This window comes from Lacticaseibacillus pantheris DSM 15945 = JCM 12539 = NBRC 106106 (genome assembly GCF_001311175.1).
Classification (GTDB): Bacteria; Bacillota; Bacilli; order Lactobacillales; family Lactobacillaceae; genus Lacticaseibacillus; species Lacticaseibacillus pantheris.
The window spans coordinates 26,535-53,519 of sequence record NZ_BBAI01000015.1 but is presented as its reverse complement, the minus strand read 5'-3'; the positions used below and the strand labels follow the sequence as shown (position 1 = coordinate 53,519).

Annotated in this window: 20 protein-coding genes and 8 pseudogenes; 25 read left to right on the top strand and 3 right to left on the bottom strand. The window is 53.8% G+C overall.

Going from position 1 to position 26,985, the window contains the following annotated elements; all coding sequences use genetic code 11:
- The first annotated feature begins 226 nt into the window (after positions 1-226).
- Positions 227-1,437: pseudogene (locus JCM12539_RS06530) on the top strand (MFS transporter).
- A gap of 54 nt (positions 1,438-1,491) precedes the next feature.
- On the opposite strand, the gene JCM12539_RS06525 reads toward JCM12539_RS06530, so the two are convergent.
- Positions 1,492-1,833 carry a thioredoxin family protein gene (locus tag JCM12539_RS06525; protein ID WP_082405375.1) on the bottom strand — a complete coding sequence of 114 codons (342 nt, stop codon included), beginning with the start codon at positions 1,831-1,833 and terminating at the stop codon, positions 1,492-1,494.
- 119 nt (positions 1,834-1,952) lie between these two features.
- Positions 1,953-2,459, bottom strand: a complete 507-nt coding sequence (locus tag JCM12539_RS06520; protein WP_054650168.1) for a MarR family winged helix-turn-helix transcriptional regulator — start codon at positions 2,457-2,459, stop codon at positions 1,953-1,955.
- A 142-nt stretch (positions 2,460-2,601) separates the two neighbouring features.
- Between JCM12539_RS06520 and JCM12539_RS06515 the strand changes: the two are divergent.
- Positions 2,602-3,542 (top strand): annotated as a pseudogene (locus JCM12539_RS06515) (ATP-binding cassette domain-containing protein).
- A gap of 29 nt (positions 3,543-3,571) precedes the next feature.
- Complete coding sequence (locus JCM12539_RS06510) at positions 3,572-4,363, top strand: ABC transporter permease (protein WP_420835971.1); 792 nt, start codon at positions 3,572-3,574, stop codon at positions 4,361-4,363.
- Positions 4,364-4,483: 120 nt separating this feature from the next.
- Here the strand turns inward: JCM12539_RS06510 and fba are convergent, their stop codons facing one another.
- Positions 4,484-5,365, bottom strand: a complete 882-nt coding sequence (gene fba / locus JCM12539_RS06505) for a class II fructose-1,6-bisphosphate aldolase (RefSeq protein WP_054650164.1) — start codon at positions 5,363-5,365, stop codon at positions 4,484-4,486.
- A gap of 410 nt (positions 5,366-5,775) precedes the next feature.
- Here fba and JCM12539_RS06500 point away from each other — a divergent pair, with 410 nt between their 5' ends.
- From JCM12539_RS06500 to JCM12539_RS12675, 22 genes and pseudogenes are all read left to right on the top strand, one after another.
- Complete coding sequence (locus JCM12539_RS06500; protein WP_054650162.1) at positions 5,776-6,618, top strand: metallophosphoesterase family protein; 843 nt, start codon at positions 5,776-5,778, stop codon at positions 6,616-6,618.
- 523 nt (positions 6,619-7,141) lie between these two features.
- On the top strand, positions 7,142-8,044 hold the full coding sequence (locus JCM12539_RS06495) for a metal ABC transporter solute-binding protein, Zn/Mn family (RefSeq protein ID WP_054650160.1): 903 nt from the start codon (positions 7,142-7,144) through the stop codon (positions 8,042-8,044).
- 27 nt (positions 8,045-8,071) lie between these two features.
- Positions 8,072-8,527, top strand: a complete 456-nt coding sequence (locus tag JCM12539_RS06490; RefSeq protein ID WP_054650158.1) for a MarR family winged helix-turn-helix transcriptional regulator — start codon at positions 8,072-8,074, stop codon at positions 8,525-8,527.
- A 31-nt stretch (positions 8,528-8,558) separates the two neighbouring features.
- Positions 8,559-9,257 (top strand): metal ABC transporter ATP-binding protein, encoded by a 699-nt coding sequence (locus JCM12539_RS06485; RefSeq protein WP_054650156.1) that lies wholly within the window; start codon positions 8,559-8,561, stop codon positions 9,255-9,257.
- Positions 9,250-10,032 (top strand): metal ABC transporter permease, encoded by a 783-nt coding sequence (locus tag JCM12539_RS06480; protein ID WP_054650154.1) that lies wholly within the window; start codon positions 9,250-9,252, stop codon positions 10,030-10,032. The genes JCM12539_RS06485 and JCM12539_RS06480 overlap by 8 nt, the downstream gene beginning before the upstream one ends.
- Positions 10,033-10,293: 261 nt before the next feature.
- Positions 10,294-11,421, top strand: a complete 1,128-nt coding sequence (locus JCM12539_RS06475; protein ID WP_225350274.1) for a glycosyl hydrolase family 8 — start codon at positions 10,294-10,296, stop codon at positions 11,419-11,421.
- Between the two features lie 67 nt (positions 11,422-11,488).
- Positions 11,489-12,969 (top strand): annotated as a pseudogene (gene wsfD / locus JCM12539_RS06470) (glycan biosynthesis hexose transferase WsfD).
- Positions 12,966-13,559: a hypothetical protein gene (locus tag JCM12539_RS06465; RefSeq protein WP_054650150.1), complete on the top strand. Its 594-nt coding sequence runs from the start codon at positions 12,966-12,968 to the stop codon at positions 13,557-13,559. The pseudogene wsfD and the gene JCM12539_RS06465 overlap by 4 nt, the downstream one beginning before the upstream one ends.
- Complete coding sequence (locus JCM12539_RS06460; protein ID WP_054650148.1) at positions 13,559-14,581, top strand: polysaccharide deacetylase family protein; 1,023 nt, start codon at positions 13,559-13,561, stop codon at positions 14,579-14,581. The genes JCM12539_RS06465 and JCM12539_RS06460 overlap by 1 nt, the downstream gene beginning before the upstream one ends.
- Positions 14,568-15,820, top strand: a pseudogene (locus JCM12539_RS06455) (glycosyltransferase family 2 protein). Before JCM12539_RS06460 ends, JCM12539_RS06455 begins: the two are co-directional and overlap by 14 nt.
- Before the next feature lie 4 nt (positions 15,821-15,824).
- On the top strand, positions 15,825-16,382 hold the full coding sequence (locus JCM12539_RS14670; protein WP_054650146.1) for a cellulose biosynthesis cyclic di-GMP-binding regulatory protein BcsB: 558 nt from the start codon (positions 15,825-15,827) through the stop codon (positions 16,380-16,382).
- Complete coding sequence (locus JCM12539_RS06445) at positions 16,382-17,896, top strand: cellulose biosynthesis cyclic di-GMP-binding regulatory protein BcsB (protein WP_054650144.1); 1,515 nt, start codon at positions 16,382-16,384, stop codon at positions 17,894-17,896. The genes JCM12539_RS14670 and JCM12539_RS06445 overlap by 1 nt, the downstream gene beginning before the upstream one ends.
- Positions 17,886-18,740, top strand: coding sequence for a hypothetical protein (locus tag JCM12539_RS06440; RefSeq protein WP_054650142.1), 855 nt, complete (start codon positions 17,886-17,888; stop codon positions 18,738-18,740). Before JCM12539_RS06445 ends, JCM12539_RS06440 begins: the two co-directional genes overlap by 11 nt.
- Before the next feature lie 33 nt (positions 18,741-18,773).
- Positions 18,774-19,911, top strand: a pseudogene (wecB, locus tag JCM12539_RS06435) (non-hydrolyzing UDP-N-acetylglucosamine 2-epimerase).
- 173 nt (positions 19,912-20,084) lie between these two features.
- Positions 20,085-21,204, top strand: a pseudogene (locus tag JCM12539_RS06430) (NAD(P)-dependent alcohol dehydrogenase).
- Between the two features lie 154 nt (positions 21,205-21,358).
- Positions 21,359-23,193 (top strand): annotated as a pseudogene (locus JCM12539_RS06425) (monovalent cation:proton antiporter family protein).
- 308 nt (positions 23,194-23,501) lie between these two features.
- The gene (locus JCM12539_RS06420) at positions 23,502-23,795 is read left to right on the top strand and encodes a hypothetical protein (protein ID WP_054650140.1); all 294 of its coding nucleotides are present in this window, start codon (positions 23,502-23,504) and stop codon (positions 23,793-23,795) included.
- Positions 23,792-24,262: a sce7726 family protein gene (locus JCM12539_RS06415; protein WP_054650138.1), complete on the top strand. Its 471-nt coding sequence runs from the start codon at positions 23,792-23,794 to the stop codon at positions 24,260-24,262. Before JCM12539_RS06420 ends, JCM12539_RS06415 begins: the two co-directional genes overlap by 4 nt.
- Before the next feature lie 94 nt (positions 24,263-24,356).
- Positions 24,357-24,650 carry a sce7725 family protein gene (locus JCM12539_RS14665; protein WP_054650136.1) on the top strand — a complete coding sequence of 98 codons (294 nt, stop codon included), beginning with the start codon at positions 24,357-24,359 and terminating at the stop codon, positions 24,648-24,650.
- A gap of 31 nt (positions 24,651-24,681) precedes the next feature.
- Positions 24,682-25,244: pseudogene (locus tag JCM12539_RS15145) on the top strand (sce7725 family protein).
- Positions 25,245-25,383: 139 nt separating this feature from the next.
- Entirely contained in the window at positions 25,384-25,839 is a 456-nt protein-coding gene (locus JCM12539_RS06405; protein WP_156302100.1) for a hypothetical protein, read from the top strand.
- Between the two features lie 34 nt (positions 25,840-25,873).
- Positions 25,874-26,386 carry an RES family NAD+ phosphorylase gene (locus tag JCM12539_RS12675; protein WP_082405373.1) on the top strand — a complete coding sequence of 171 codons (513 nt, stop codon included), beginning with the start codon at positions 25,874-25,876 and terminating at the stop codon, positions 26,384-26,386.
- The last annotated feature ends 599 nt before the right edge of the window (positions 26,387-26,985 follow it).

Sequence of the window (26,985 nt, the reverse complement as noted above, 5' to 3'; positions counted from 1 at the left end):
CCATGGAGCACCCCACGAAAGCCGCAGCACACCGTTCCGACCAACGCTGCCGTCAAACACCACCGTAGCAACCCGAGACTACCTACCAGCAGCGGTAAGTTTCACCAGCGTGGCGCGTTTTTTTTCTGCAACAGCCATTGACAAGACACCCCACAAAGTGGAAAATGAGTTTCGTTACGTAGGGTGTCAAGACACCTAATGGCAATTATATCTGGGGGAATTATTCATGGAATCGACTAAACAGGTAGGAATCTGGGCACACGCGCGGCTAATCACCGGCGTTGGTGTTGCCTGGTTGTTTGACGCGATGGACGTCGGGATGCTTTCGTTTGTTATTGCGGCCGTTAAGGGTGAGTGGCACCTGAACGCTGTCCAAATGGGCTGGATTGGTAGTATCGGCTCAATTGGGATGGCCATCGGGGCGGTGCTGTTCGGTATGCTGGCTGACCGGGTTGGCCGCAAAACGGTGCTCATTATCACGTTACTCATCTTTTCGATTGGGTCCGCCGCATCGGCTTTGGCTACGGGGTACGCCATGTTCATGACGTTACGGTTGCTGATTGGGGCCGGATTAGGCGGTGAGCTGCCTGTGGCGTCTACGTTAGTTTCTGAAAGCGTGGCGACCGAACACCGGGGCCGCAGTGTTGTGCTGCTGGAGAGCTTTTGGGCGGCGGGCTGGTTGGCCGCGGCTTGATCTCATACTTTGTTATCCCCAACTGGGGTTGGCGCGTGGCGATGGTCCTCACCGGACTCACCGCGGTGTACGCGTTCTACTTCCGGCGCGGGATCAAAGAGTCACCCGTTTACCTGGCGGCCGGCCACCGCAAGCCCCGCTTTTGGGCCACGTTAGTCCAGCTGTGGCGGCCACCATACCTGCGGGCGACGGCCATGTTGTGGATTGTGTGGTTCATGGTGGTTTTCTCCTACTACGGCATGTTTCTGTGGTTGCCAAGTGTTATGCAACTCAAAGGTTTCAGCATGATCAGCAGCTTTGGTTACGTGCTGGTGATGACTATTGCGCAACTGCCGGGGTACTTCACGGCGGCGTGGTTGATTGAAAAGTGGGGCCGGAAGCGCGTTTTGGCCACGTTCCTATTGGGCACGGCTGCCGCCGCACTCGGCTTTGGGATGGCGACGAGCCTGGCTTGGCTGCTGGTGATGGGGATGCTCCTCTCTTTCTTCAACCTGGGGGCGTGGGGCGCCCTGTACGCCTACTCACCGGAGCAGTATCCGGGTAGCGTGCGTAGTAGTGGTTCCGGCTTAGCGGCCGGCGTGGGCCGAATTGGCGGCATCGTGGGGCCACTACTGGTCGGTAGCCTGATTGCGAGCGGCGTTAGTTTCGCCAGCATCTTTGCTATTTTCACGGCGGCAATCGTTATTGCGGTACTCGCCGTCATGGTGCTGGGTCGGGAAACGATGGGCCAGCAATTGAACTAATTGAGGCACAAAAAACGACTACTCAGTAGTCGTTTTTTTTGTGCCTAGCGGGGATTAAGCGAGGACGTTGCCGTTAACCCAGTCAGTTACCTGCTTGGGGCTCAGGCGCTCGCCATTACCAATGTGGTTGATCTGCTTGCCGTCTTCAAAGAGGACGAAGGCAGGAATTCCCTTCAGGCCCTGCTCCTTAGCAATTTCGATGTTGGCGTCGCGGTCGACGTCAACCCAGCCGGCACCATCGCTCATTGCGTGTTCCTTAATCTGCTGGACGAAAGGCTTGATGGCCTTGCAATCACCACACCAGTCCGCCGTCATAAACATGACCTGCTTACCAGGCTTGTTCAGTTCGGTCCGGACAGCGTCGTCGGACACCACCGTTGGTTTGTACATTTCCATGAATGAATTACCCCCAATTGTTGGTGCCAGGAAAAATGTCCGGGACACCACTTTATTTAAGTTGTATTATACCACGCACGCTTACAAAAGGTAAGCCTAACGATTAATCTTGGCACCCACTAGCTTTTAAACTGCCGTAAGTAGCGGCTGGCGAACAACTTGTGAAACTTGACCGCCAATGTGGGGTTGGCGGCGTCAATATCGGCGTACATCGCAGTCGTAACTTTGCCCATCAGTCGGGCGAGCTCGTCCAGATCATCGTCGCTGAGCGTGTTCACAAAGGGGGGCACCTCCTGCGCGGCCGCCTCTACTTCCTGGCGACCGGCTGCGGTCAGGTGGACGAGGTTCACCCGCTTGTCATTCGGGGACTTGGACAGGGTCACCAACTCGCGTTTTGCCAGCTTAGCGATAAACTCACTGGCTGATTGGGGTGACATGCCTAGGCGGTCTGCAATCTGGCGTTGGGAGAGGTGGTCATCTTCGGCCAACACCAACAGTACTTTGCCCTGGCCCTCAACCGTTAGGCGTGGTCGGGGTTGTTTGACGATATCGTCGTATATTTTACTGAGCTGTTCGTATTCAGCCAGCTTGCCGGCAACGAGCTCGGCCTTGATATTCTTGCCCACGGTTAATCAGTCCATTCCTTATTTTCTTCAGTATACCGTATTCCACCGGGGCCGGAGAAAGCAAATGGTTGACTTTTTAATCAGGGGGCCTTACTATGTATTCAATCAGGGCACCTGATTAAATGCAAAGGTGGTTTTCAACATGACAAATGATAATGCAATTGAAGTAGTGGGTATCCAGAAGCAATTCGGCACCCAGGTGGCCGTGGACGATGTTTCCTTTACGGTCGGCAAAGGTGAGGTGTTCGGGCTTCTGGGACCGAATGGCGCGGGCAAGACGACCACCTTGAGAATGATCACGACCTTGTTGCGGCAGGACCAGGGGCACATTCTGGTGAACGGCTTTGACACGGTGACTCAAGCCCCGCGGGTTCGGCAACAGTTCGCGTTGACGGGTCAGAACGCATCCATTGATCAGGACTTGAGCGCCATGGAAAATCTGGTGATATTTGGCCGGCTGCATGGGCTCACCCGTGCTGATGCCCGGAGCCGGGCTACTGAGTTACTGGGCGACTTTGATTTAACCAATTCCGCCAGCAAGAGCCTCGACCAGTTCTCCGGCGGGATGCGGCGGCGCCTTGACCTGGCCGTCAGCCTGATTGGCAACCCCAGCATCCTCTTCCTGGACGAGCCAACGACGGGGCTGGATCCCCGGACGCGCACGCAGATGTGGACTGCCATTCGTCGGCTGGTACAACACGGCACGACGGTGTACTGACCACGCAGTACCTAGAGGAAGCGGACCAGTTGGCCGACCGCATTGCGTTGATTGATCATGGACGTATGGTTGCTTTGGGTACGCCGAGCGCCCTCAAACAGCGGGTGGGAGGTCTGCACCTGCAAATAGAGGTGCCGGAGCTGCGGTGGGTTGCGCCAGCACAAGCGGTGGTGCAGGCCGTGTTGGCTGGACCTACGGAGGTGCAGAACCGTAAAGTGAGTGCGTACCTCGATGACGATGGTTTTCGGGCGGTGGCCGCCATCACGACGAAGTTACAGGATGCCGGCGTTCCGCTGAGCAACTTTGCGGTCACCGAGCCGTCACTCGATGATGTATTTTTGCGGATGACCGTGGGTAAAAACTAATTCGGGCTGGACCCAATTAAGGAAATCACATTACGAGGTATCAAAATATGGATAATCAATCAACAAATCACGTTATTAGTAACACCATGACCATGGCCTACCGGAACCTACTCAAGACGCTGCATAACCCGGATAATATGAGCGACGTGGTGATGCAACCGGTCATTTTTACGTTGCTATTTGGCTACCTGTTTGGTGGCGCGATTGCCGGCAGCGTTCATGCGTACCTACCGATGCTGGTGCCGGGGATATTGATTCAAAGTATTCTCAACGCTGCGTCCGGCTCCGGTCAGCAGTTGCGTACGGACATTAATGCCGGCGTCTTTGACCGCTTCAAGACCCTGCCGATATCGCCGCTGGCCCCGCTTGCCGGTCAGCTGGTGGGGGATGTGCTCCGGCTACTAGTGTCTGGAGTGATGGCGCTGGTGACGGCCGCGGTGATGGGGTGGCGCCCAACCGCCGGCCTGGTCGACGTGGCGGCGGCATTATTGTTGGCCATCTTTATCGGCTGGTCCGTTTCCTGGATATTCGCGCTGGTGGGGCTGTTGGCCAAAGACGCGGAGATGATCGGGAGCTTGTCGATGATCATTATTCTGGTGCTGACCTTCCTGTCTAACGCGTTTATTCCCACACGCACCTTGCCGCCGTTGATTCAGACTTTGGTTAAGGTCAATCCGGTGACCCTGACCATTAGTGCGATGCGCAGCCTCCTGGGTAATGGTGGTTGGGGTATGGACGCCACCGTGGTGTTGGTGAGTGGTGCCGTGATTATGGCGGCCTTTGTACCGTTGACCGTATGGGCTTACCGACGTCAGGGATAGTAACTAGCAGCTTCGCGGTAGCGTCTTTACACAGACTTGCTGAAACTCCAGTCCATCTGGGAGCACACAAAAACCCGCCAACCGAAGTTAGCGGGTTTTGCTGTGGTCGTGAAGGAGTAATTAAACTTCTTCAGGAACCAACTTAACGGACTTAGTGCCCATCCAGCCACAGATTTCCTTGAAGGTATCCGTGATGGCCTGAGTACCAGGAGCCAGCAACTTACGAGGGTCGTAACCCTTGCCCTGCTGGTCCTTGCCGGCTTCGATGTATTCGCGAGTAGCCTTGTCAAAGGCAAGCTGGCATTCAGTGTTGATGTTCAGCTTGGCGATACCCATGGAGATGGCCTTTTCAACCTGTTCCTGAGGGATACCGGAACCACCGTGCAATACCAGTGGCTGAGCAACAGCATCAGCGATTTCCTGGAGACGGTCGAAGTGCAGGCCCTTCCAGTTGTCTGGGTACTGGCCGTGGATGTTACCAATACCAGCAGCTAGGTAGTCAACGCCAGTGTCAGCGATCTGCTTAGCTTCGTCAACAGAAGCTAATTCGCCTTCACCAACAACACCGTCTTCTTCACCACCGATGGAACCAACTTCGGCTTCAACGGAGATACCCTTGGCGTGGGCCAAGGCAACGATTTCCTTAGTCTTTTCCAAGTTTTCTGCGAATGGCAGGTCGTGACCATCGAACATAACGGAGTTGTAGCCGGCAGCAATAGCTTCCTTGGCAGCTTCGTAGTTACCGTGGTCCAAGTGAATAACAACTGGTACGGTGATGTTCATGGATTCTGCAGTCAGCTCGATCAGAGCCTTGCAAAGCTTGTAACCACCCATGTACTTAGCAGCACCCATGGAAGTCTGGATAAGTACAGGAACGTTCAAGTCCTGAGCACCCTTGAGGATGGCACGAGTCCATTCAAGGTTGTTGGTGTTGAACGCACCGATAGCGTAGTGACCCTTACGAGCCGCAGCAAACAGTTCTGTGCCGTTAACAAATGGCATTATAAAGTCCTCCTAAAAACTGGAAACAAATTTTTTTTACTCGTTCATTCTAACATAGTTTACAAAGATTGTCGTACCCGTTTACACCCCTAATGCAACAAGTGTGGCATCACAAATTAACAATGTCACTCCGGTCAGGGCGGTAGGATTGCGTAGTGAATAATTGGCATCGCTTTCACGGCGGCCGTAGAGGTTATGCAAATTTTGGGATGATAAAGTGCAATGTTTTGCAAGGTGGGAGATGACGATAAATATTTACGCTAAATTAGGGTGGAGTTGGTCAAAACCGACAGGGAAAATTGCACCGTCAAATCGGTAGTGTACGCAGATTTGTCACCAGCAATTATTTAGTTAGAATGAGTATACTGAACGGTAACTGATAATTGATCAACCATTGAGGAGGCGGCAGATTGACCAAAATTGCAATTATTTCCGACATTCACGGTAACATCACGGCTTTGCGTGCCGTTTTGGCCGACGCCCGGGCGGCATCAGCTGATGAGTATTGGTGCTTGGGTGATATCTACATGCCGGGTCCGGGGGCTGAAGACGTGTGGTCATTGCTGGATGATATCCATCCAATCGTACGGGTGCGGGGTAATTGGGATGACTTTGCGGCCGCGATTATGCGGGGTGATTACCACCCCCAGCGGCCGATGGATATCTTTGTCGCCCGGAACGTCCGCTACTTATTGGAGCGAATGCCCGCAGCAGACCTGCAAAGGTTAGGTCAATGGCCGTTACGTGCAGTTCGTGAAATTGGCGGCCTTCGTTTTGGCATTCAGCACAACTTACCGGCAATTAACTTTGGCCACACGCTGTACCCACGGGCCGAGCAAAGTAATTTCAACGCCCTGTTTGCCGATGGGCGGACGGATGTCGCCGTGTATGGCCATATCCACGCGCAGTTGGTTCGGTATGGGGATGATGGACAGCTAGTACTCAATCCCGGCGCGGTAGGACAACCGTACTCTCCATATCCAGCGATGAGGCGTGATCAGCGTGCGCAGTATTTGCTGTTGACCGTTGATGAGCAGGGAATTGCGGACATTGACTTGCGCCACGTTAACTACGACGTGGACGCCGAGCTGGCCTTGGCCCGTGAACGCCGCTTACCGTACTATGATCTGTACGTTAAGTTGCGTCGGGAGGGGTTGGCTAGCACCCACGATGAGGAGACTTTGCGCCGGTTTAACGAGGAGTACGGGTATACCGAGGAAGTCACTGGTTATTTCCCGGGAAATAAGGACTGATGGAACTCCCTCTGGAAACAGAGTATATATAGACAACTAAGCCTGGCAAACATTCATGTGTGCAGGATTTTTTTTAGGTGATTTCGTCAAATATGCGCTCCTGGCTGGCGGTTCTGGCCGGCGGGGGCGCTGTGGCGTGCTACGACTTTGTGGACCGCTCCACGGTGACCGCTGCTAGGGCGAAACCTCCAACCGCAAAAACCGCGGTTTCCGGTGCGACTTAGAGCCTGCCTGCCAAGCCCGGGCAGGCTTGAAATCGCGGCGGAAACACGCCCGCACTCGGCGGGTTGAAGCCTTCGCCCCAACAGTGGTTACCATGGAGCACCCCACGAAAGCCGCAGATCACCGGTCCGGCCTACGCTGCCGCCACCCACATAACTGACTGACAAATCCACAAATTAACTATTTTTTTTGTCAGTAAGTGTTGACACCGTCCCCAGAGTCAATTATATTTAACTGGTTAATTAACCGGTTAATTAAAACGATGTTGGTATGTTAACGCAGAAATTGGGGAGATTGACTCATGCAAAAGAAACGCATCTGGTGGGCGGTTGCAGTGCCGCTGGTTTTGATTGTTGTGGCATTGGGATTCGTGATTAATCGCGGTCTGTCGCAGCAGCAACAGGGCACCACCAAAAAGGATATTCACATTGTAACGAGTTTGGATTTTTACGGGGAGATGGCTAAAGGCGTGGCGGGGAAGTACGCTAGCGTGACGGCGGTCATTCAGAACACCAAGGTGGACCCCCACGATTACGAACCCACTTCCGACGTCGCCAAGGAATACGCGGAGGCGGACCTGATTATTTCTAACGGCGGTGGTTACGACAAGTGGAGTAGTCAGTTTGCCAAGCAGAACACGGGGGCGCAGTCGATTAACGTTGCTACTTTGACGGGCTTTAAGACGGGTGGCAACGAACATCTATGGTACAAACCCACCACGCCTAGCAAAGTGGTCAACGCGGTCAAGGCCAAGCTAATCAAGATTGACCCACAGCACCGTCAGCAGTACACCGCCAACGCCAAACGGTACTTGGCGAAGTTCGGTAGCCTCACGAAGCTGCAGCAACAAGCCAAGCAGCAGTTGGCGGGCAAACGGTACCTAGCAACAGAGCCGGTGTATGATAACATGTTAACGGCACTGGGCGCGCAAAGTGACTCCACCGGCTTTGCCGAGGCTGTCGACGCCGAAAATGACCCGACGGCGAACGATATTCGTAAGTGGCAGACCGACGTTCAAAACCACACGGTCCAGTTTGTGATTAACAACCCGCAAAATAGTGGGCGGCTGGTGAAGTCGGCGGTGGCGTACGCCCGGAATCACGGGGTGCCAGTGGTGAACATCACGGAAACCAAGCCCGCTGGCGAAACGTACATCCAGTGGCAGACAAAGGAACTAAAGGCGGTACTCAATACGCTGAAGTAACGCATTAACACGACACGGAGGTCAAAAATGGCAGACACAAAGGTATACGCGGAACGGCTAGCCAACCTGTTAAATGAGGTACGGCGGGTGGTGCCAGAGAATCAGCAGGAAGTCCTTCTGGGCGAAAGTACGGGGCAGGTCACGGGCACGCAGGGGCACGCGTTGATGATGTTGCTGCAAGGACCGCAGACGAACTCGACTTTGGCCAAGGAACTGGACATTTCGGCGGCTGGTGTTACCAAGGCGATGCGTGGACTACAAAAATTGGTGCCTGCCGTCGTGTCGCTGACGCGTGACCCCGATGATGCGCGCAGCAAGCAGTGGTCACTGACCGACTTTGGGCAGCAGCTGGCCGCCGCACACGCGCAGAACCACCAGGATACACTCAAGGCGTACATGGCGGTGCTCAACGATTTTTCCGCGGACGAGCAGGCCGTGATTGGGCAGTTTATCCATAAGCTGACTGTTTGCCTCGACGTGTAGTGTTGATTAGATAAAGATAGAAGGTATTTAAGTGCGTATTCTTACTGGTAAGGACGTCGGTATTCAGTTTGCCGACAACAAGCGCTGGCTCTACCGGCACGTGGACTTCCACCTCGATAGCAGCCAGATTCTCGCGCTCGTGGGCGACAATGGTGTGGGTAAGACCACGCTCATTCGGGCCATCATGGGCCAGCGGGCACTAACGGAGGGGGAATTGGTGCGGGATCACGCCCAAGACCTGCGGATCGGATACGTACCCCAGTATCACGACGATATCGGTGCCTTTCCGCTCCACATCGCCGACTTTGTTGGGCTCAGCTACGACCGCGGGCTCTTGCCGTGGTTACGGCGGAGTGAGAAGGAGCACCTGGAGCACGTACTGAACGAGGCTAACCTCACGGAGATTGCCAACGAACGGATTGACCGCGCGTCCGGTGGTGAGAAGCAGCGGGCCTTTCTCGCTCAGGCAATGATTCAGGACCCGGACGTGCTGATTTTGGACGAGGCCACGGCCAATTTGGACAACGTGGCCAAGTTTGCCCTGATGGACGTTGTTAAGCACTACCGTGACCACCACGACCTGAGCGTCATCATGGTGAGTCATGATTTGGATATCGTGGAACGGTACTCCGATAATTATTTACTGCTGAGCCCGGATGGGGCGGAGTTTGGCCCCATTGCGGACCTGGATACCAGTAAGCTTGAGGAAGGGGGCCGCGACCATGTTTAATTATCCATTTATGCAAAACGCGTACGTCGTTGGTACGCTCATTGCCATCGTCAGCGGCTTCATTGGCGTGTTTGTCGTCGCCCGGAGCATGTCGTTCCTGGCCCACGTGCTGAGTGAAATTGGCTTTGCCGGCGCGTCCTTTGCCCTGTTCATGGGCTGGTCACCGCTGCTGGGGATGCTCGGATTTACCCTCGTGTCGTCAGCCAGCATTGGGCAGCTCGACATGGGCGACGAGCGCCGGAGTGAGTCGACCGTGTCGGCCGTCAGCTCCGTGGCGATTGGGCTGGGGATTGCGTTCCTGGCGCTGTCGCAAAAGAATGCCAGTTCGGCCACCAGCATCCTGTTTGGTTCCATTTTCAGTATCAGTCATGCGAACATCGTGCAGGTGATTATCCTAACGCTGGCGGTGCTCCTGGTGGGCGTCGTATTGTACCGGCCATTGCGCCACGTGGCGTTTGACCACGCGACGGCCGTCGATTCACTGCCGTACGTCAAAATGGTCGATGTGGTCTTTCTGGTGTTGATGGCAACCACGGTGGCGGTCTCCGCGCAGGTGGTCGGCTCGTTGCTGATCTTCATCCTGATGACGTTGCCAGCTAGTGCCGCAATGCGCTGGGGTCGGCGGGTGTCCCACATGATTGGGCTCGCCATTATCTTCGCCTTAGTCGGCGTGTGGGGTGCACTCGCGCTGTCGTACTGGACGAACGTACCGGTCAGCTTCTTCATCGCCATGATTGAGTCCATGATTTACTTCGCCTCTACCGCCGCACGGTAGCGGCAGTTGGTGCTACAATTACGTACAGTTCAAATACGCAAAATTAAACAGGCGGGTTGACCGCCAAAGTAGGAATCGGTGCTCACCACGAGTGCCGATTCCTTTTGTTTGGGCGGCGAGGGCACATAAATTTCGTTCGTGACTTGACGTCGTATACGCAAAAATTGTCGATAAACACTGTTTTACCCCTCCATGTTTGTTATTATCTTGGTATAAGAATGGCTAATGCGAGGTAACTATATTTTTGTGGAGATGTTGGTGATGAAGCGCTGGATTCTAGCGGTGGGCTTAACGTTGATTGTGCTGGGTACGGTCGCTTGTGGCCGGTCGACCGCGCATGTTGCTGTGCCCAAAGCGGCGCCGACCGCGATGGTGCCGTCGACTAGTTATGGTCGTGACAGCACGCAGCGCCAACGGTTGGTCCGTTTTACGCAAGCAAAGATGGTCCGCAAGCAGGGTGTGTACACGAACTACCGTGACACCCAGCAACGGCAAGCATCTGCGGCCACTGGGCACGAGATGCTGAGTGAATCGTCTGGCATGTGGCTGCTTTATCTGGCTGAGGCGCACCGTTGGCGGGACTTCCGCGAATTTTACGGCGTCACCAAGCGGACCTTCTACAAGGATGGGCAGTTCAGCTACCGCTACGACCCCCGGTCCGGCAAGCGCTACGGGGTGAACGCGACGCTTGACGACCTGCGCATTATTCGCGCGTTACTGGCGTACGACCAGTTGCGCGGTACGCACCACTACCGACGCACCGCGGCGACTTTGTACGCACATCTCCGCACCGGCGCGTTGGGCAAAGGCGAGGTGACTAATTATTACGATCCCGCCGCCAAATCCGGCACACGCACCGGCAGCCTGGCTTACTTTGATTTGCAAGTACTGCGTTACTACAGCCGTGAGAATGCCACCACGCGGCGGCAGTACGCCCGGCAACTTCGTGTGGTCAAAGGCGGCTACCTGGGCGACGCGTTTCCGCTGTATGCGGTCGACTACAACTGGCAGACCGGTAAGTATGGTCACCAGAACCTGAACACCACGGAGGCCATGGAAACGTTGCTCCACCTGGCGCAAGTCGGTCAGCTACGGGCGACAACGCGGCGGTGGTTGGTGCAACGCGTGAACCGTGGCGATTTGGCGCTTAGCTACAGTACGGCGGGTGAGGTTGTCAACGCCGGTCAGTCGGCTGGTAGCTACGCGGTGTGCGCGCAGATTTTCCGTGTGCTTCATGACCGCGAGCATTACCAAGCGGCGATGCGGCGGGTGTGGGCCGATCAGGTTACCAAGCCGCAATCACCGCTGTTCGGTGGCATTGGGGATGCCACTACGCAGGACGCATTTTCTTATAACAACTTAGCGGCGTTAGTGGCCGCGTTTCAGTAATCACTAGCGTTGGGGGACGCTAGTTTCACCAAAGGGGGTGTCACCGCGTGCGATTAATGGGGAGTGTATGGTCACGCTTTTGGCGTGGCTTTCAACGATTCGTGTCACCGGGATTGTTCATGGTCATCGTGAGTCTACTGGTTGTGTGCCCATTTTTATTCGGGCCAGTCGTTCACGCTATGCCGATAACGGTGATTTTTGGCGTGTCATTTATTCTAACGGCATGTACCCGTTTGCCGCTGGTTCCCGTAGCGACTACTTTGCGTACCTCCACCCGCAATACCACATCATGCAGTACTTTAACGAGCATGCGGTGGTGGTGCATTCCTCCCAGACGCTCTTCGTCAAGCTAGCCCAGCTTCTGAACGGCCTGCTGTATAGTCACAAGATTTTCGATATTCGGTTTATGGGCATCGTGAACTTTGCCCTCTACCTCGGTGCGCTGTACTTGTTGACGGTGGCCTTAACGCACCCAGTCCGGGGGATCCGGAGCTACATCATTGCTTTGATGGTGGTGTTTGTTTTTGATGATTCTGCCATCACGTTATATATGAATAGTTTCTTCGCCGAGCCGGGGGGCTTGACGCTTTTGCTGTACGCCGTGGCGGCAATTTTACTGCTGAGCCGCAACGTGTACCGACGCAGGTGGCCCCTCGTGGTGCTCTACTTTGTCAGCAGTGCCCTGATGGTGTTTAACAAGCAACAAAATGCGCCGCTCGCCCTCAGCATGGCGGTGGTCACGCTCGGGTTGCTGTTTATTCCCCAGTGGCGGCGCGTACGGCCATACATACTCGGGGGTATTGCGGCGGTGTTGCTCACCGGCGTGGTCACCTTTGCCTTAATCTCCAAACAGTTTAACGACATTAATATGTACCAGACGTTTACTTACGGCGTGCTGGTGGAACAGCAGCACCCGGGGAAGGCGATTGCTGGCGCCGGCATCAACCGGCAGTACGCGCTGATGCGTAACGGTGCTTACAACCCGCCGGAGTACGCGTCCGTGCTACCAACGAATAAGGCCACCACGAAGCATTTGACCAGCAAGCTCTCGACCGGTTGGGTTGTGGCCTATTACATAAAGCATCCCCAACAATTCATGGCGCTGATGGACGTCACGGCCAAGAACCTCATGGTGGTTCAGGTGGGCGCGGTGGGCGACTACCCGCAATCGGCCGGCGGGTCCGCCCAGCAGCAGGCGCACTACTTCACCGGGATGAGCACGCTGATGCGCGCGTTCTACCGCGCCGGTTTGCGTTCAACATCCTGCTGGCCGTGGTGTTAATCCTCGTTTTCTCGGTGGGTTTATACGCGGACATCCGGGCGGGGGCAACGGAGGGCGTGCTCCGGTTCATGCTGGTACTCGGGCTCCTGTCGATTCTCATTGGGGTACCCATCGTGTCGGTTATCGGCGATGGTACCGCGGACCTCGCCAAGCACATGTTTTTGGCGCCAATGTCGCTGGAAATTATCCTAGTAATTCTGGTGGCCGACGCGCTGAACGGACGGCTCTGGCACGCGTACCGTGAGGGGGCTGAGCAGGACGTATGAGTAGATTAGTGAGGTTACTCAAAGTAGCACTTGTGAGCGCCGCGGCGGTGGTTGTGGTCGCAACCGTACCACGCACCCCGGTCCATGCGGACACCACGCCCAAAGTCATGTTGGCGTACGATTCCGAGAATGTGTCTGGCGGCCAAACGGGCGACCTGTACGCAGTGGAGCGGTTACTTACGACGGCGGGGGTACGTATTCAGACGGTCAACATCGCCAATTATCGTCGGGGGATGTTGAGCCGTGGTCATTACGACGGTGTGGTCACACTGATTAATTGGCCACAGTTACGGTTAACCAACCAGTCGTTTATGCGGGATCGCGACCAGTTCACCGGTGTGCGCGTTCACTTGGGACCTAACGTGACGGCTAACGAGGCCCAAGCCGCGGGGGTGACACTACGGACGGTTTACCGCCAGCAGTTTATCCTGCATGATGCGCAAAGTAACACCCAGCAACTGTTACCGTTTAGCGCGGACCAGCAGGTGATTACCAGCACAACCGCCGACAGCACCACGCTGGGCACGCTCACGCGGCAGAACGGCACTACACAGTACCCGTTCACCGCCGTTCACGGGCAGACGGCGTGATGCCCTACTTCACGACTAGCGGTATGAACATCATGCTGGCCGAGGAAATGTTCGCAGCCGTTTGGGGGCGCCACACCACCAGCGCACCGTTACTTACAATCACCGGCGTCACGCCGTACACCAATATGCGGGTGCTACGGCAATTGGCCACCTACCTGCAGAATCGCGGCATCAACTTTGCCGTCAGCGTCGCGGGCGTGTATACCAATACCGACCTGCCGGAGCTCGACCGTTATGCCCGCACACTGCGGGCGGTTGAACTCGCTGGTGGTGTGGTGCTGCTGCACAACCTGGCCGTTGGCGATCCCGGTAATAGTAGCGCGAGCCGGCAAGCCTTGCGGAACCACACGCAGGCGATGGTGACGGCCCTGGCGAACCGTGGCGTACTACCGGTGGGGATGAGCGTCGAGGCGTACTGGAACCAGGACGCCGTGTTACGCACAGACGGATTGGGTCAGCCCCAGACCGTGGTTCTCATGGGGAACGAGCAAACGGTGGTGAACGTTGATCACGACGGTCGCGGCCGCACCTTTGCCAACGCGTACTACGCTTTGCCTGGCCGGAAACTGACGTCGACCAAAATGGGTTCCGCATTGGCAAAGTCGTCGCTCCAATTCGCGCTGCCTACCGCCATTACCTTTGGCCTGCCAGATAGTGGTCGCGGTTTATCTGACCTCGAACGAACGATTAGCCGGTTTAACGGGTCGTGGCAGTCGCCCGACGCTAGTTGGCGGACCCAATTCACGGTGGGTAGCACAACCATTGCGTACAATCACGGTCAGTGGCAGCTTAACGGGCAAGCCCAGAGCATTACCGCCGGTCAAAGTGCTAGTGCTGGTGCGACCACGCCGGCTAAACCCCGCGAGGCTTGGTATAACCGTTACTTCCAACTGCAAAGTACGGTCATGTGGGTGTTCTTTGGCGTGACACTGACCATTATGTTGGTATTTATTGCGGTTGGTCGCAGTATTTACCGGCGCATGTACCGGCGAAAGGGGGACGAACCTCATCACCATTCTTGATGGATTTTTATTCATAGCGATTTTTGCAATTTGGGCGATTCTCATCGTCAACGTGATACTGACAATCGCCGGTTATGCGTACTACCTGAAATGGTCGAGGACGACGCCGCCGACGTTGCCCAGCACGCCCCCCTTTGTCTCAATTATGGTGCCGGCGCATAACGAGGGTATCGTCATTGTCAAAACGGTGCAGGCGTTGCTGGCACTGGACTACCCGGCCGACCGCTACGAAATTATTGTGATTAACGATAACTCGAGCGATAACTCTGCCGACCTACTCAAAGCCTTGCAGCAACTGCACCCGGACCGTAACTTAACGGTGGTTAACACCGACAAGACCAACGGGGGCAAAGGTAAATCCAACGCCCTGAACATCGGGTTACAGCATGCGCGAGGCTCCGTTATTTCAATCTACGATGCCGACAATACGCCCGAGCACGACGCGCTACGGTACCTGGTGGCGGAACTACTCAGCTACGATCACTACGGGGCGGTTATCGGTAAGTTTCGGACCCGGAACAAAAAACGCCACCGTCCTCACCCGTTTTATCAACGTGGAGACCCTGTCGTTTCAGTGGATGGCCCAGGCCGGACGCCAGTAGTTGTTCAAACTGTGCACGATTCCGGGAACCAACTACGTCATCCGGCGTGATTTGTTGGAGCAAATCGGTGGGTGGGACGTCAAGGCGCTATCCGAGGATACCGAAATCAGCTTTCAAGTGTACGCGCGGAATTACCGCATTAAGTTTCAGCCGCTGGCAGTCACCTGGGAGCAGGAGCCGCAGACGCTGGACGTTTGGTTTCACCAGCGTACGCGGTGGGTGAAGGGCAACATCTACGTGGTGTTGAAGAACGCCCACAAAATTTTTACCAAGGCGGGCCGGCACATCCGGTTCGACCTCATCTACTTCATGTCGATTTACTTTTTGTTGATGACGTCGCTCATACTGTCGGACTCCGTGTTTGTCCTGTCGGTTGCGGGCGTGGTCCACTCCGACATCAACGGGTTCAGTAATGGCCTCTGGTTGACGGCGGTGCTGGCGTTTGTCATTAGCACCTTTGTGACCATCACGACCGAAAAGAGTGAGATGAAGTTTAGCAACCTATTGGTGATCATTGCCATGTATTTAATCTACAGTCAGATGTGGCTAGTTGTAGCGGCATACGATGGTGAATTATGTTCGAGAACAAGTCTTTCATCAACAAGCAAAGTGGTACAAGACAAAGCGTTACAAGTAACTTAATGATGGCCCTGGTGGCGCTAATCGGGGCAATTATGGTGCTGGTGGCACCGGCACATACGGTCCGCGCCGATGACGGTGATCAGACCTACACGCAGAACTTCCAAAACGACACGATGACCCTCTCCGGTAAGTCGGTCACGACGAGCCTGAACTTCACGAAGGAAGATTATTGGGACATCCATAAGGCCCAGTTTAACTTTAGTTTTCAGGTGTCCCAGCTCTCCAATCGGCAAACTTCAGACATTACGTTGAGCCTCAACGGGGTGAAGTTTTACTCGTTCCGGCCCGATAAGACCAGTGGCCTGCAAAGTAAAACCGTGGACCTACCGTTAGACCTGCTGCGGGGTAGCAACGTGCTAACCATCAACGGCCAGATCATCAACCAGGCGGGGCAAACGAGTGATCTAGTGACGACGCCGGCTAACTGGTTAACGCTGAGTAGCGGGGCCAACGTCAACTTTACTTACCACCTCAATGAGCTAGTGAGGACATCAATTCCTTCTACGCCCACTTTATTGGGATGGATACCATCGTTAATCGGCGGAGTGCCATCGTGATGCCGCATGGTGCCAATGACGCGGAGTTAACCGCCAGTGCCTACGCTTTTGCCGGGGTGGCGCGCGTTATTGTGACAACGGACGGGAAGTTGAACCTGACGCGTTGGGGCAGCAGTATTGCCCAGCAGGCCGATTACCGGCTGGTGGTCGCCCAATATGACCGTTTACCGGCAGACTTGAAGCGTTTCGTCCAAGCCGACCAGGTAACCGCGCAGCGTGCAGTATTGCAAACGGCCACTGACGGGAGCACCCATTATCTGATTGTGACGGCCAGGACGGGCGGCCTACTGAAGAAGGCGGCGCAGTTTGTGGCCAACCAAGAGTTAATGAAGGAAACCACCGGTCCAACCGAGAGCGTGACGGCGCAGACCAGTACGTCAACGTCGGTCCTCCAGTATCAGGGTTCGCGACAACTAACCACGGGTACGGACCGGGTTAGTGGCACCGGGCAGCACACCCTCACGTACGTACTGAGTGTGCCCATCGACCGTACTAACTCGCAGGGCTCGGTTGTCCACCTGCACTTGCGTTACGCGGACAACCTGAACTTCAAGAATTCGTTGGTCACCCTGAAGGTTGGTGACCAAAGTGTGGGCAGTGCCCACCTAGACCGCGCCCGGGCCAACGGAGGCACGTACAATTTCCGCTTGCCGACCAAGCTCACCCTGGGTAATTCGTTCACGGTCAGCGTGGTCTTTAACCTGCAATTGGCGGGGAGTGGTGGTACGACGGATGTGACTACCCCGTGGGCCGAGCTGGACAGTCAGTCGACGGCGGCCATTAAAACCACGCCGCAAAACTCGCTCCTCTTTACCAATTACCCGAGCACCTTTATCAGCAACCAGACGTTTGACAACGTTGTGGTCGTGCGGCCCCGGAGTATGAACGACGATGACCTGGCCGCGCTAACGAACATCATGAACCTGCTTGGTAACTACGCCCAACAGAATACCGGGAGCATTCGTTTTACCACGCAGGTGCCTAGCACCGCGCGGATGAAGCAAAGTAGCGTGATTGCCTTTGGCACGTACCACGATAATGCGTTGGTGCGGAAACTCAACGGGCAGTTGTACTTCCGCTTTGCGCGGGGTGGCAACCGGATTTTGAGTAACGAAAAGTTGAGTATCGAACACCGCTACGGTGCGACGATCGGTACGGCGCAATTGTTGCGGTCCCCGTACAACCAGCAGCGGGCGTTGCTGGTCGCCACGGCGGCGCACAGTAGCGACGTGGTTAATGCCACCACGCAGTTGAGTACCCAGGCGGACGTGTCGGGATACAAGGGCGACGCATTGGTCATCGACCGGGATAATAACCACTACTCGTACTGTTTCAAGAAGAACGCAGCGGCTGACGTGAACGCCGCCAAGAAGCAGAAGCTAACCCGCAACCGGCAGGTGATTATTTACCTGGTCGTAGCGGCGGCCGTCATCGTGGTGGTTGTGGCGATAATGGTCCTGATTTTGCGGAAGAACGGTATGCTACGACGGAAGGAGACCGGCGATGAAAAATAGTGATGGCCGCGCCGCCACGATGAGTGACGTGCTGCTGATGGTGTTTCTGGTGCTGGTTTTCTTCGTTGCCGCAGTCACGGCGGTTACGCACACCGTTTTGTTGGGGGCCGTGTACCTTATCGTGACGGTGGTGTTGATTCTCATTGGCTACTTTTTCGGCACCATTCCGGGCCTCGCCGCCGACCTGTTGTTCCTATTGGGGCAGACGCTATTTATAATCTATCTGGCCGAGATGCAGCGGACGTTCAACGTATGGGTGATGCTGTTCTGGTTGGTGGCGCCGGTGTTGCTGCTGCTGAGTTTTAACGGCATGACGCAGCAATTGCGGATTTTACAGACGGATAATGCCCGGATGCGGGCGGACATGGTGGAGCGGGGTGCGTTGGACGAGCAAACCAACCTGCGGACGATGGTCTCCTACATTCAGGATGTGGGGGTGTTCACCGAGACGAACCGGCGCTTTAACTTGCCGGTCACCACGGTGGTGATTCAGGTCCGCTACTTTACCGACCTGCAACGCATGATGAGCACCGAGCGGGTGGATGAGTTAATCAAAGTAGCGTCGGCTGCAATTAACGACGCTACCCGGGACAACGACATCGTCTACATGCTGGACGATACGAACCCCACGTGGGCGGTGCTACTGTACTCGGATTCGGCGGGCGCGGGTATTGCCGCAACGCGCATTAAGGAACGCTTTGTGGAGGCCACCGCGGCATCGGTCGCGTTACAGAGCGTCGACCTCTCGTTGCGTGCGGGCATCGAACAGTGGGACGGTCAAACGATGCACGACCCGCACGACCTCATGAATGGGGCCATCAAGGAATTGGAGTACGACGTTTAGGGTGTTGATGTTAGCCATGGGGGTGGCAAAATGATCAAAGCAATTAAGGTAATGACGGTGTTTGGTACGCGTCCAGAGGCCATCAAGATGGCGCCCATCGTGCAGGCGTTGCAAAGGAATCCAGCGTTTGTGCCGGTTACGGTCGTTTCGGCCCAACACCGCGAGATGCTCGATCAGGCGCTGCAAGTATTCAATATTCACCCCGACTATGATCTTGATATCATGCGGGCGGGGCAGAGTCTTGCGCAAATCACTAGCCGGGTGCTGCTGGCTCTGGGTGATGTATTGACGCGTGAGCAGCCGGACATCGTGCTGGTTCACGGTGACACCACCACTACCTTTGCGGCGTGCCTAGCTGCGTTCTATCAGCAGGTGCCGGTGGGCCACGTGGAGGCAGGGTTACGGACGTGGGCAAAGTACAATCCGTTTCCGGAGGAGATGAACCGCCAACTGACCGACGTGTTGGCCGACCTCTACTTTGCCCCTACCGCGCAGAGCCGCGATAATTTATTGCTGGAACACCATGCGGCTGCGCATATCTTCGTGACGGGGAATACCGCCATTGATGCACTCCACGAAACGGTGAACGCGCAGTACCACCACGACGTACTGGACAAGATACCCGCTAACCAGCGGATGATCCTGGTCACGATGCACCGGCGTGAGAATCAGGGGGAGCCCATGCGCCGCACCCTGAACGCCATGCTGGACGTACTGCGGGCTCACTCCGACGTGAATATCGTGTATCCGGTGCACTTGAGCCCAGCGGTGCAGCGGGTTGCGCACGCGGTGTTCGACGGTCAGGAGCGGGTACACCTAATTGAGCCGTTAGACGTGGTGGATTTCCACAACCTGGCTGCCCGGAGTTACTTCATTATGAGTGATTCCGGCGGTGTTCAGGAAGAAGCACCGTCACTGGGCAAGCCGGTGCTCGTGCTGCGGGATACCACTGAACGGCCCGAGGGCGTTGCCGCGGGGACTGCGGCTGGTTGGAACGGACCCGGACCGGGTGCGCACCGCCATGACGCAGTTACTGGACGACCCGGCGGTGTACAACCAGATGGCTGGGGCCCGTAACCCGTATGGGGATGGGCACGCGACGGAGCGCATTTTGGCGGCCATCCAGTACCACTTTGGGGTGACGGTTACGCGACCCGCTGAATTTAGCTAAAAAGTGCACAATACGCGTCCAGCGGAGATTTGGTCCCGTTGCCGACGCGTATTTTATTATCCCCAGAACACGTTGCTTCCATTATAATGTAAGCCTTTGCAAAACTATCCTGGTAGTGCGATGATTAACTACGTAGACCGTTAACCGTACGTATACGTTTGGGGGTATTGATAATGAAGATAACTGCTGCAGTTGTGGACCACCAGGGCGCCGACTTTGAATTGCGGGACGACGTGGAACTGTGCCCAATGGGTCCTGATGACCTACAAATCCACATGGTCGCCACGGGTATTTGCCACTCGGACGAGGCGCTCCGGGTGGGGGACGCCACGATTGATTACCCGATTGTCCTTGGCCACGAGGGTTCGGGTATTGTCGAGAAGGTTGGCCCCGAGGTGACCCAGTTTCAGCCGGGTGACCACGTGGTGCTCAGTTTCTACGCGTGTGGGCAGTGTGCTAACTGCCTGCGCGGGGTGCCTACCCAGTGTTTGAATTACGCACATAATAATCTGTCTGGTGTCCGGCCCGATGGTTCATCGCACTTTACCCTCGACGGACACCACGTGGCGGATATGTTTGACCAGAGTTCCTTTACCACCACGACCGTTGTTCGGGAGCGGAACGCGGTCAAAGTACCCAGGGAACTCGACCTGCGGATGCTCGGGCCACTGGGTTGTGGCTACGTAACCGGCTCCGGTACCGTGTTGAACACGTTGCAACCACATCCGGGCGACACCATCGCCGTCTTTGGTACCGGCGCGGTCGGCCTGGCCGCCATGATGGCCGGCCGGATCTCGGGTTGCACCAAAGTGATTGCCGTGGACATCGTGGACAGCCGGTTAGCCCTGGCCAAGGAGCTGGGCGCGACGGATACCATCAACAGTCGCAACACGGATGCCGTCCAGGCATTCGCGATTTGACCGGCGGTTACGGTGTTGACTGGGCCGTCGATACCACCGGCGTGACGGCGTGATGGAGAGTTCCATTCAGGCCCTGGCGCAGGGTGGTACGACGGCGACCATCGCGGTCACGGCGCACCATATTGACGTCGATACCTGGAACGACCTGTGTACCTCTGACCGGAAGATTGTGGGGGTTAACATGGGCGACTCGATTCCACAAATCGACGTGCCCCGACTGATTAAGTTTTACCAGATGGGGATGTTTGACTTTGATAAGACGGAGAAGTTCTACCCGTTCGACCAGATTAACCAGGCCAACGCGGATTCACGCAGTGGCGATACCATTAAGCCGGTATTGATTATCGATCCCGACTATCAGCCGGGCGCATAAATGCGATAGGGTCAAAGCGGGAGTCGGCGCACACGTGCCGGCTCCCTTTATGTACGTGACAGATTATGACTAACACCAAGATTGTTATGAAATCATCATGTCAGGTGCGTTATACTGGAAACCAATTGACACACCACGTGAAAGGACGTGCATCATGGCGCAAATTTCAATGTTAGTCGTAATGGTTGCGGCGTTAATGATTCCATTATTCATGGCGCGCTTCAAAATCAACGGGATTCCCACCGCGGTCGCCGAGATTGTGGTCGGGATTATTCTAGGCAAAACGGGGTTCGGTTTCGTGACCACCACTGCTGACCTGACGTTTTTGTCGAGCCTCGGGGTGATTGTGCTGATCTTCCTGTCGGGGATGGAAATTAACTTTGACCTCTTCGTACAAAAGCCGCGGCCCAAGCAGGACGGGACGACGGAACGGTCGCCCGTCTTTATGGCCGGCGTCGGCTTTGCCGGTGTTGTGGTCACCGCGTTAATCTTGGGCGTTGCCCTCAAGTTCTTCGGCCTGTTTAGTGACGTAATGCTGGCGACCATCCTGTTTTCGACCGTTGCGTTAGGCGTGGTCATTGCGGCTCTGACCGAGCAGGAGTTGCTCAGCAAGCCGTTGGGGCAGACGATTCTGCTCACCGCGGCACTGGGTGAAATCGTGCCGTTGCTCGCGCTAACCGTCTATTCGACGATTAATGGCGGGCACGCGGCCCGCATCTGGTTAGTGTTGCTGATATTTGTGGCGGCCATTATCCTGTTACGCCGGTTCAAGTCGATTTACCGGTTCTTTGCCCGTATTGACAAGTCCACGACGCAGTTGGACATCCGCCTGGCGTTCTTCCTCATCTTTGTGCTGGTGACCATCGCCGAGAACGTGGGCGCGGAGAACATTCTGGGCGCGTTCCTGGCGGGCATCGTGATGAAGCTCCTCCGGCCGAGTGAGGTGACGCGCGACAAGCTGACGTCCATCGGCTACGGTTTCTTCATTCCCATCTTCTTCATTATGACGGGGGCAAAGTTGAACCTGCGGACCATGATGGGCAATCCGCAGGCGCTGATGTTGATTCCCGTATTTTTCCTGTGCTTCGTGCTGGCCAAAGTGGTGCCGTACGTTATCTACCACCAGCGGTTCAACGCCCGCAACTCGGCGCAGGTGCCGTGCTGGCGTCAACAACCATTACCTTGGTGATTCCGACGTTAACCATTGCCCGCAACCTGAACGCCATTACTGCCGACCAGTCGGGGGCGTTTACCCTAGCGGCCGTGCTGAGCTGCGTGCTGGCACCGATTGTGTTCAACAAGCTGTACCAACCGCAACCCGAAGACGAGGTCAAGACACGCGTGGTGTTCGTAGGCGCGAACATCCTGACCGTGCCGGTGGCGCAACAGCTGGCAAAGGGGCTGTACGACATTACGATGGTGACCGATTCGGAGAAGAATTTCCGGACGTACAATAGTCAGGTCAACGTCAAGCTATTATCCACATTGGACGAGGACGCCCTCGTGTCGGCGGGGGCCTTTGACGCCGACATTATGGTGCTGGGCTATATGGACGCTGACCGCAACTACCGAATTGCCCGCATGGCGGTGGATCACCAGGTGCCGCGGGTCGTTGCACGGTTTGAAACGCGCGAGGCGGGTAACGAGCGCATCGAGGAATTGGCCGCCGATGGTGTGGAACTGTTTAACACGTTTACCGTGAACGTCAGTTTGTTGCGGGGGATGATTGAGTCGCCGTCGACGTTGAAGCTGCTCACGGACACGGAGGCGGGCCTGTACGAAGTCGAAGTGCACAATCACCGGTACACGGGCAAAACGTTACAGAGCCTGCCGGATATCGGCGCAATTACGGTCAGCCGGATATACCGCAACGGTAACTTTGTGGCCCCGCATGGCGACACGTTAATTGAGCCGAATGACCACCTGATTTTTACGGGTAGCAAGGACGCCGCCCGGGCGCTGCGCAGTGAGTTGGGGGCGCGAAATTAGGGTTTGTTACGCGTGAAACGGTTTTATGATTAAACAGAGACGTCAACACGTAGAGTGTTGGCGTCTTTTGCATTTGAATTAAAGTAATTGATTAATTGTCTGAAAACTAATGATTTTTTTGTGTAAAATCGGATAACTTACGCTAATGTAAGCCACGTAACAACCACGATAATGGCCTTAATATCGCGGCATTTATGGAGAAACAAGAGCTTAAAACTTTGCGGTCGGTGCTGTTCAGAAGGACGAGTATTGGGTATAATTTGGTAGTCGTAAACGATTGCATATCGGAATGTTTAGGAGGTGGCATCGTGGAAATAAGTAACAGAAAATTGAGTCGCCTGTTCTCTCCCTCGACTCTAAGAAAGCTTGTCGATGATTCATCGCATTCGTTTATTGACCAGATCAAGCAAGAAAGTGACTCTTTCATAGTTAATGGTGAATTTTTCGATCAGGCATACGCCCTGATGTCTAAGCGATACCGTAATGAGTATTTCTTTAAGAACACACTACTCAACAAGATATTACTAGGGAGGCACAGTGTCCGTACTTCTACTGCAATCAGAGAATTACCAGTGGGTGGATCAATTCTGGATTTTTTTTGATCATTAATGGTGTCGGTCAGGTATATGAGATCAAGACAGAATTAGATAATCTTGAACGTTTACCAAGTCAAATCATTAGTTACTACCAAGCCTTTAAGTATGTCTCGATTGTTACCGATAAAGCCCATGCGGATGTGCTAAGAAAACGATTACAGGGAACGGATGTCGGCCTGATTGAGTTAACAAATCGGCAGACATTAAGCACGCTAATCGAGCCCCATGAGCATTTGAGTGGTCTTAATCAAACCTCCATGTTCAAAATTTTGCGGAAGCCAGAGTATGAAACTGCGCTTATGGAACATTACAATACTCTGCCTAATGTCAGCCAATTTGACTATTATCGGGCCTGTCAGATGTGGTTCGAGAAAATGGATGTAGAGACTTGTCATCGGTATTTATTGCGGTTTCTAAAAGCAAGAAATACCGTTCGCCAGCATGAGTGTGCGTTTAAAAAAAAGTGCCAATGAGTATCAAAGAGCTAGTGTACTTTCAAAATTACAAAGAGAATGAGTACAGTAAATTGTTTGCAATGTTGGGTCGGAAATAATGGGGGTTTCTCAAATGTACTATCCATATTTACGTGGAAAGCAGTTCGAATTAATTGCCCTACGCGAAATGATTACTAATGGAACACTAACTGCTTCTATAGTGCCGATTATCGAGCCCGTTAAGGCTAGTAGTACGCTAAAGACGGTGCTTCAGTTGTTTGGGCGGGAATCGCATAGCCTGGCTGTTATTCAAAATCCACAGGCCACCCCGTATACCCCTTTTGCAAATGACGAGGAAGTGGATGAGTTAAAACAAGAGCCTTTTTTTTATTCCAGCCGTAATAGGGACATCGCAGGAAGCAGTTGATACCCTAGGTAAATATAACAGCCCTAATTCTATGGTAGTACTACCGAAAACGGTTCATCCAGAGCTTGAATGGGAAAGTCAACCCTTGAATAATGCTCTCAAGGTTATTGCTCCTGATAATCGATCATTTTTGCGCCGTTCACATGGTAGTAGGGTGGTCGTTCTCGATGACGCCTTTACGAAACGGCCTCGCAATGTTGACTACGCTAATAATGAGGATGAGTTCTTTTCGGAAACGCATATGTATTATAGCGAGGATGGATATATTGGCTTCAGCGACTACTCCGTAATTGGCTCCGAGTACATTGATAGTGGCTATGCACCTAGGCTGTTGCGATTCACATAGTATATTTTCGAGCTGATGGTCAGCTACGTATTCGTCATTTTGTGTCCACTACAAATGATGATATTACCAATGTCGCGGGTAAATTTGCTGAGGCGTTGGAGGCGTTCATGCAGTGGTATCAGTCGCCCGAATTTAATCGCGATCAAAATGATTCCACAGCATTGGTAGAGTTTAAACGCATGTATGATCAGCAACAATACTCGGGCCTCGGAGTAGTAAAAAAAACTTTCCATCGAACATCATCTTGAAATTATGGGCAGGTATTTAAACGAGAGGGCGGATTCATGAAATGTTGTGTTGAGTGTTTTCGTGATGAGCAAATTCGTAAATGGATTCGCGCTGTTGGTACAGAGTCGATGTGACGTAAGTATAGAACATAAGGACCATTTGAATAAGGTCATTGATCTGGATGCACTTCAAAACGATGTCAATTTTCAAGGCTTTCAGTCTGAATTTATCGAGATTTTTGACTTATATGATACAGGCTCTACCCGCATGGCACAAAAACTATCGACTCACCTTCGTGATCAATGGGGGATTTTTAACCTTAAATCAGATGAAATAGAACTCTTACTGGAACATTTTGCGCCGGATTATTTCAATGAAAACCAGGAAATGCTCCACGGCCTAGTTGTACCGCTATATAGTCTGCATGGCGAGTATCAACAGAATATGGGTATCTTTTCTGGAAAGAGCTGGTCGGAGTTTGAAACTGTAATACGGCAAAAAAATCGTTATCATAACAGTTTAATGGTCACTGAACGATTGGAATATTTTTTTGCGACTCTTGGTCACCTCCCTGGAAGCGGACGATACACATTATTTTCGCTCACGAATAATTAATGATACTGACAGATCCAAGAATGGCCTACACGGTATGTCCGCCATCGGCCCCGCTCCTGAAAGGCAATCAAAAGCCGGACGGTTAAATGCTCCGGGGTTTTCATACTTATACTTGGGTAGTGATGTTGGAACGAGTCTGGTTGAAATTAGGGCATCAATTCAGGATATTGTTGCAGTAGGCACATTTAAGTTGAGAAGTCCGATACAGGTTGTTGACCTAGATAAATTGGCTGAATTGAGCCCATTTGCTGGAGTTGATAAAATGTCATATTTGATTAATCGTTCAATTTTAATTGACATTGATAAGGCGATGCGACGTAAAACTGGCCGGAACCGCTCTGAGGTGGATTATGTTCCGACCGAGTATATCAGTGACCTAATAAAGACTATGGGTGTCGATGGTATGGTTTATGCTAGTTCGGTAAGCCCGACTGACGCGGTTGACTTGGTTTTGTTTGACACGAAAAAGGTTGAACTACTTGGGGATATTAAACTATACGAAATTGAGCAAATGAACTTCACCTTTAAAAAGGTTGCTAATGACTAATACTTTCTGGGCTGAGTGGTGATTCGGGAATCAGAGGCATTCCACGCACTATAAAGTAAGAGGCAGGTGCGCAACAACAGTGATTATTTTTTTTAGAACTACTATGTCCTAGTTTAATTTTGGCAATGCTTGGGTATATGCCTGTATCAGCTAAACCAGAGTGGCAGGTTATTAGGGTGTTTCTAACATAACGAAGAAGTCAATTTAGAAAGAGTGCTCCGGCCGGTAAATTTGAAAAGCCTACGTTTTTTTAGCTCTGAAATCAACACCGTGAGGGTGATGTGATTTGAGAGCCTTTTTTTTGTTGTGACCAAAAAGAATTCCGCTGTAATGTTTGGTCGCTTTTTGTTGTCGCTTTTTGTTCGTGGCGATTGATCAAATTTTTTTTGGCGTAGTTTCGAAGGTCGCATGATCCTAATTGATGTTGTCACAGTTAGCGGCCCCTGAATCCATGAATGGGGGCGGGGATATAGTGTGAAGGAAGCATGATTTATTGTTATGCACGCATAAAGAGTTGATATCACAGACAGTATCCGTTAATTGCATGGAGTTGTGACCGATATTGGTGGACGCCGCTTGACCAAGACGGAGATATCTTC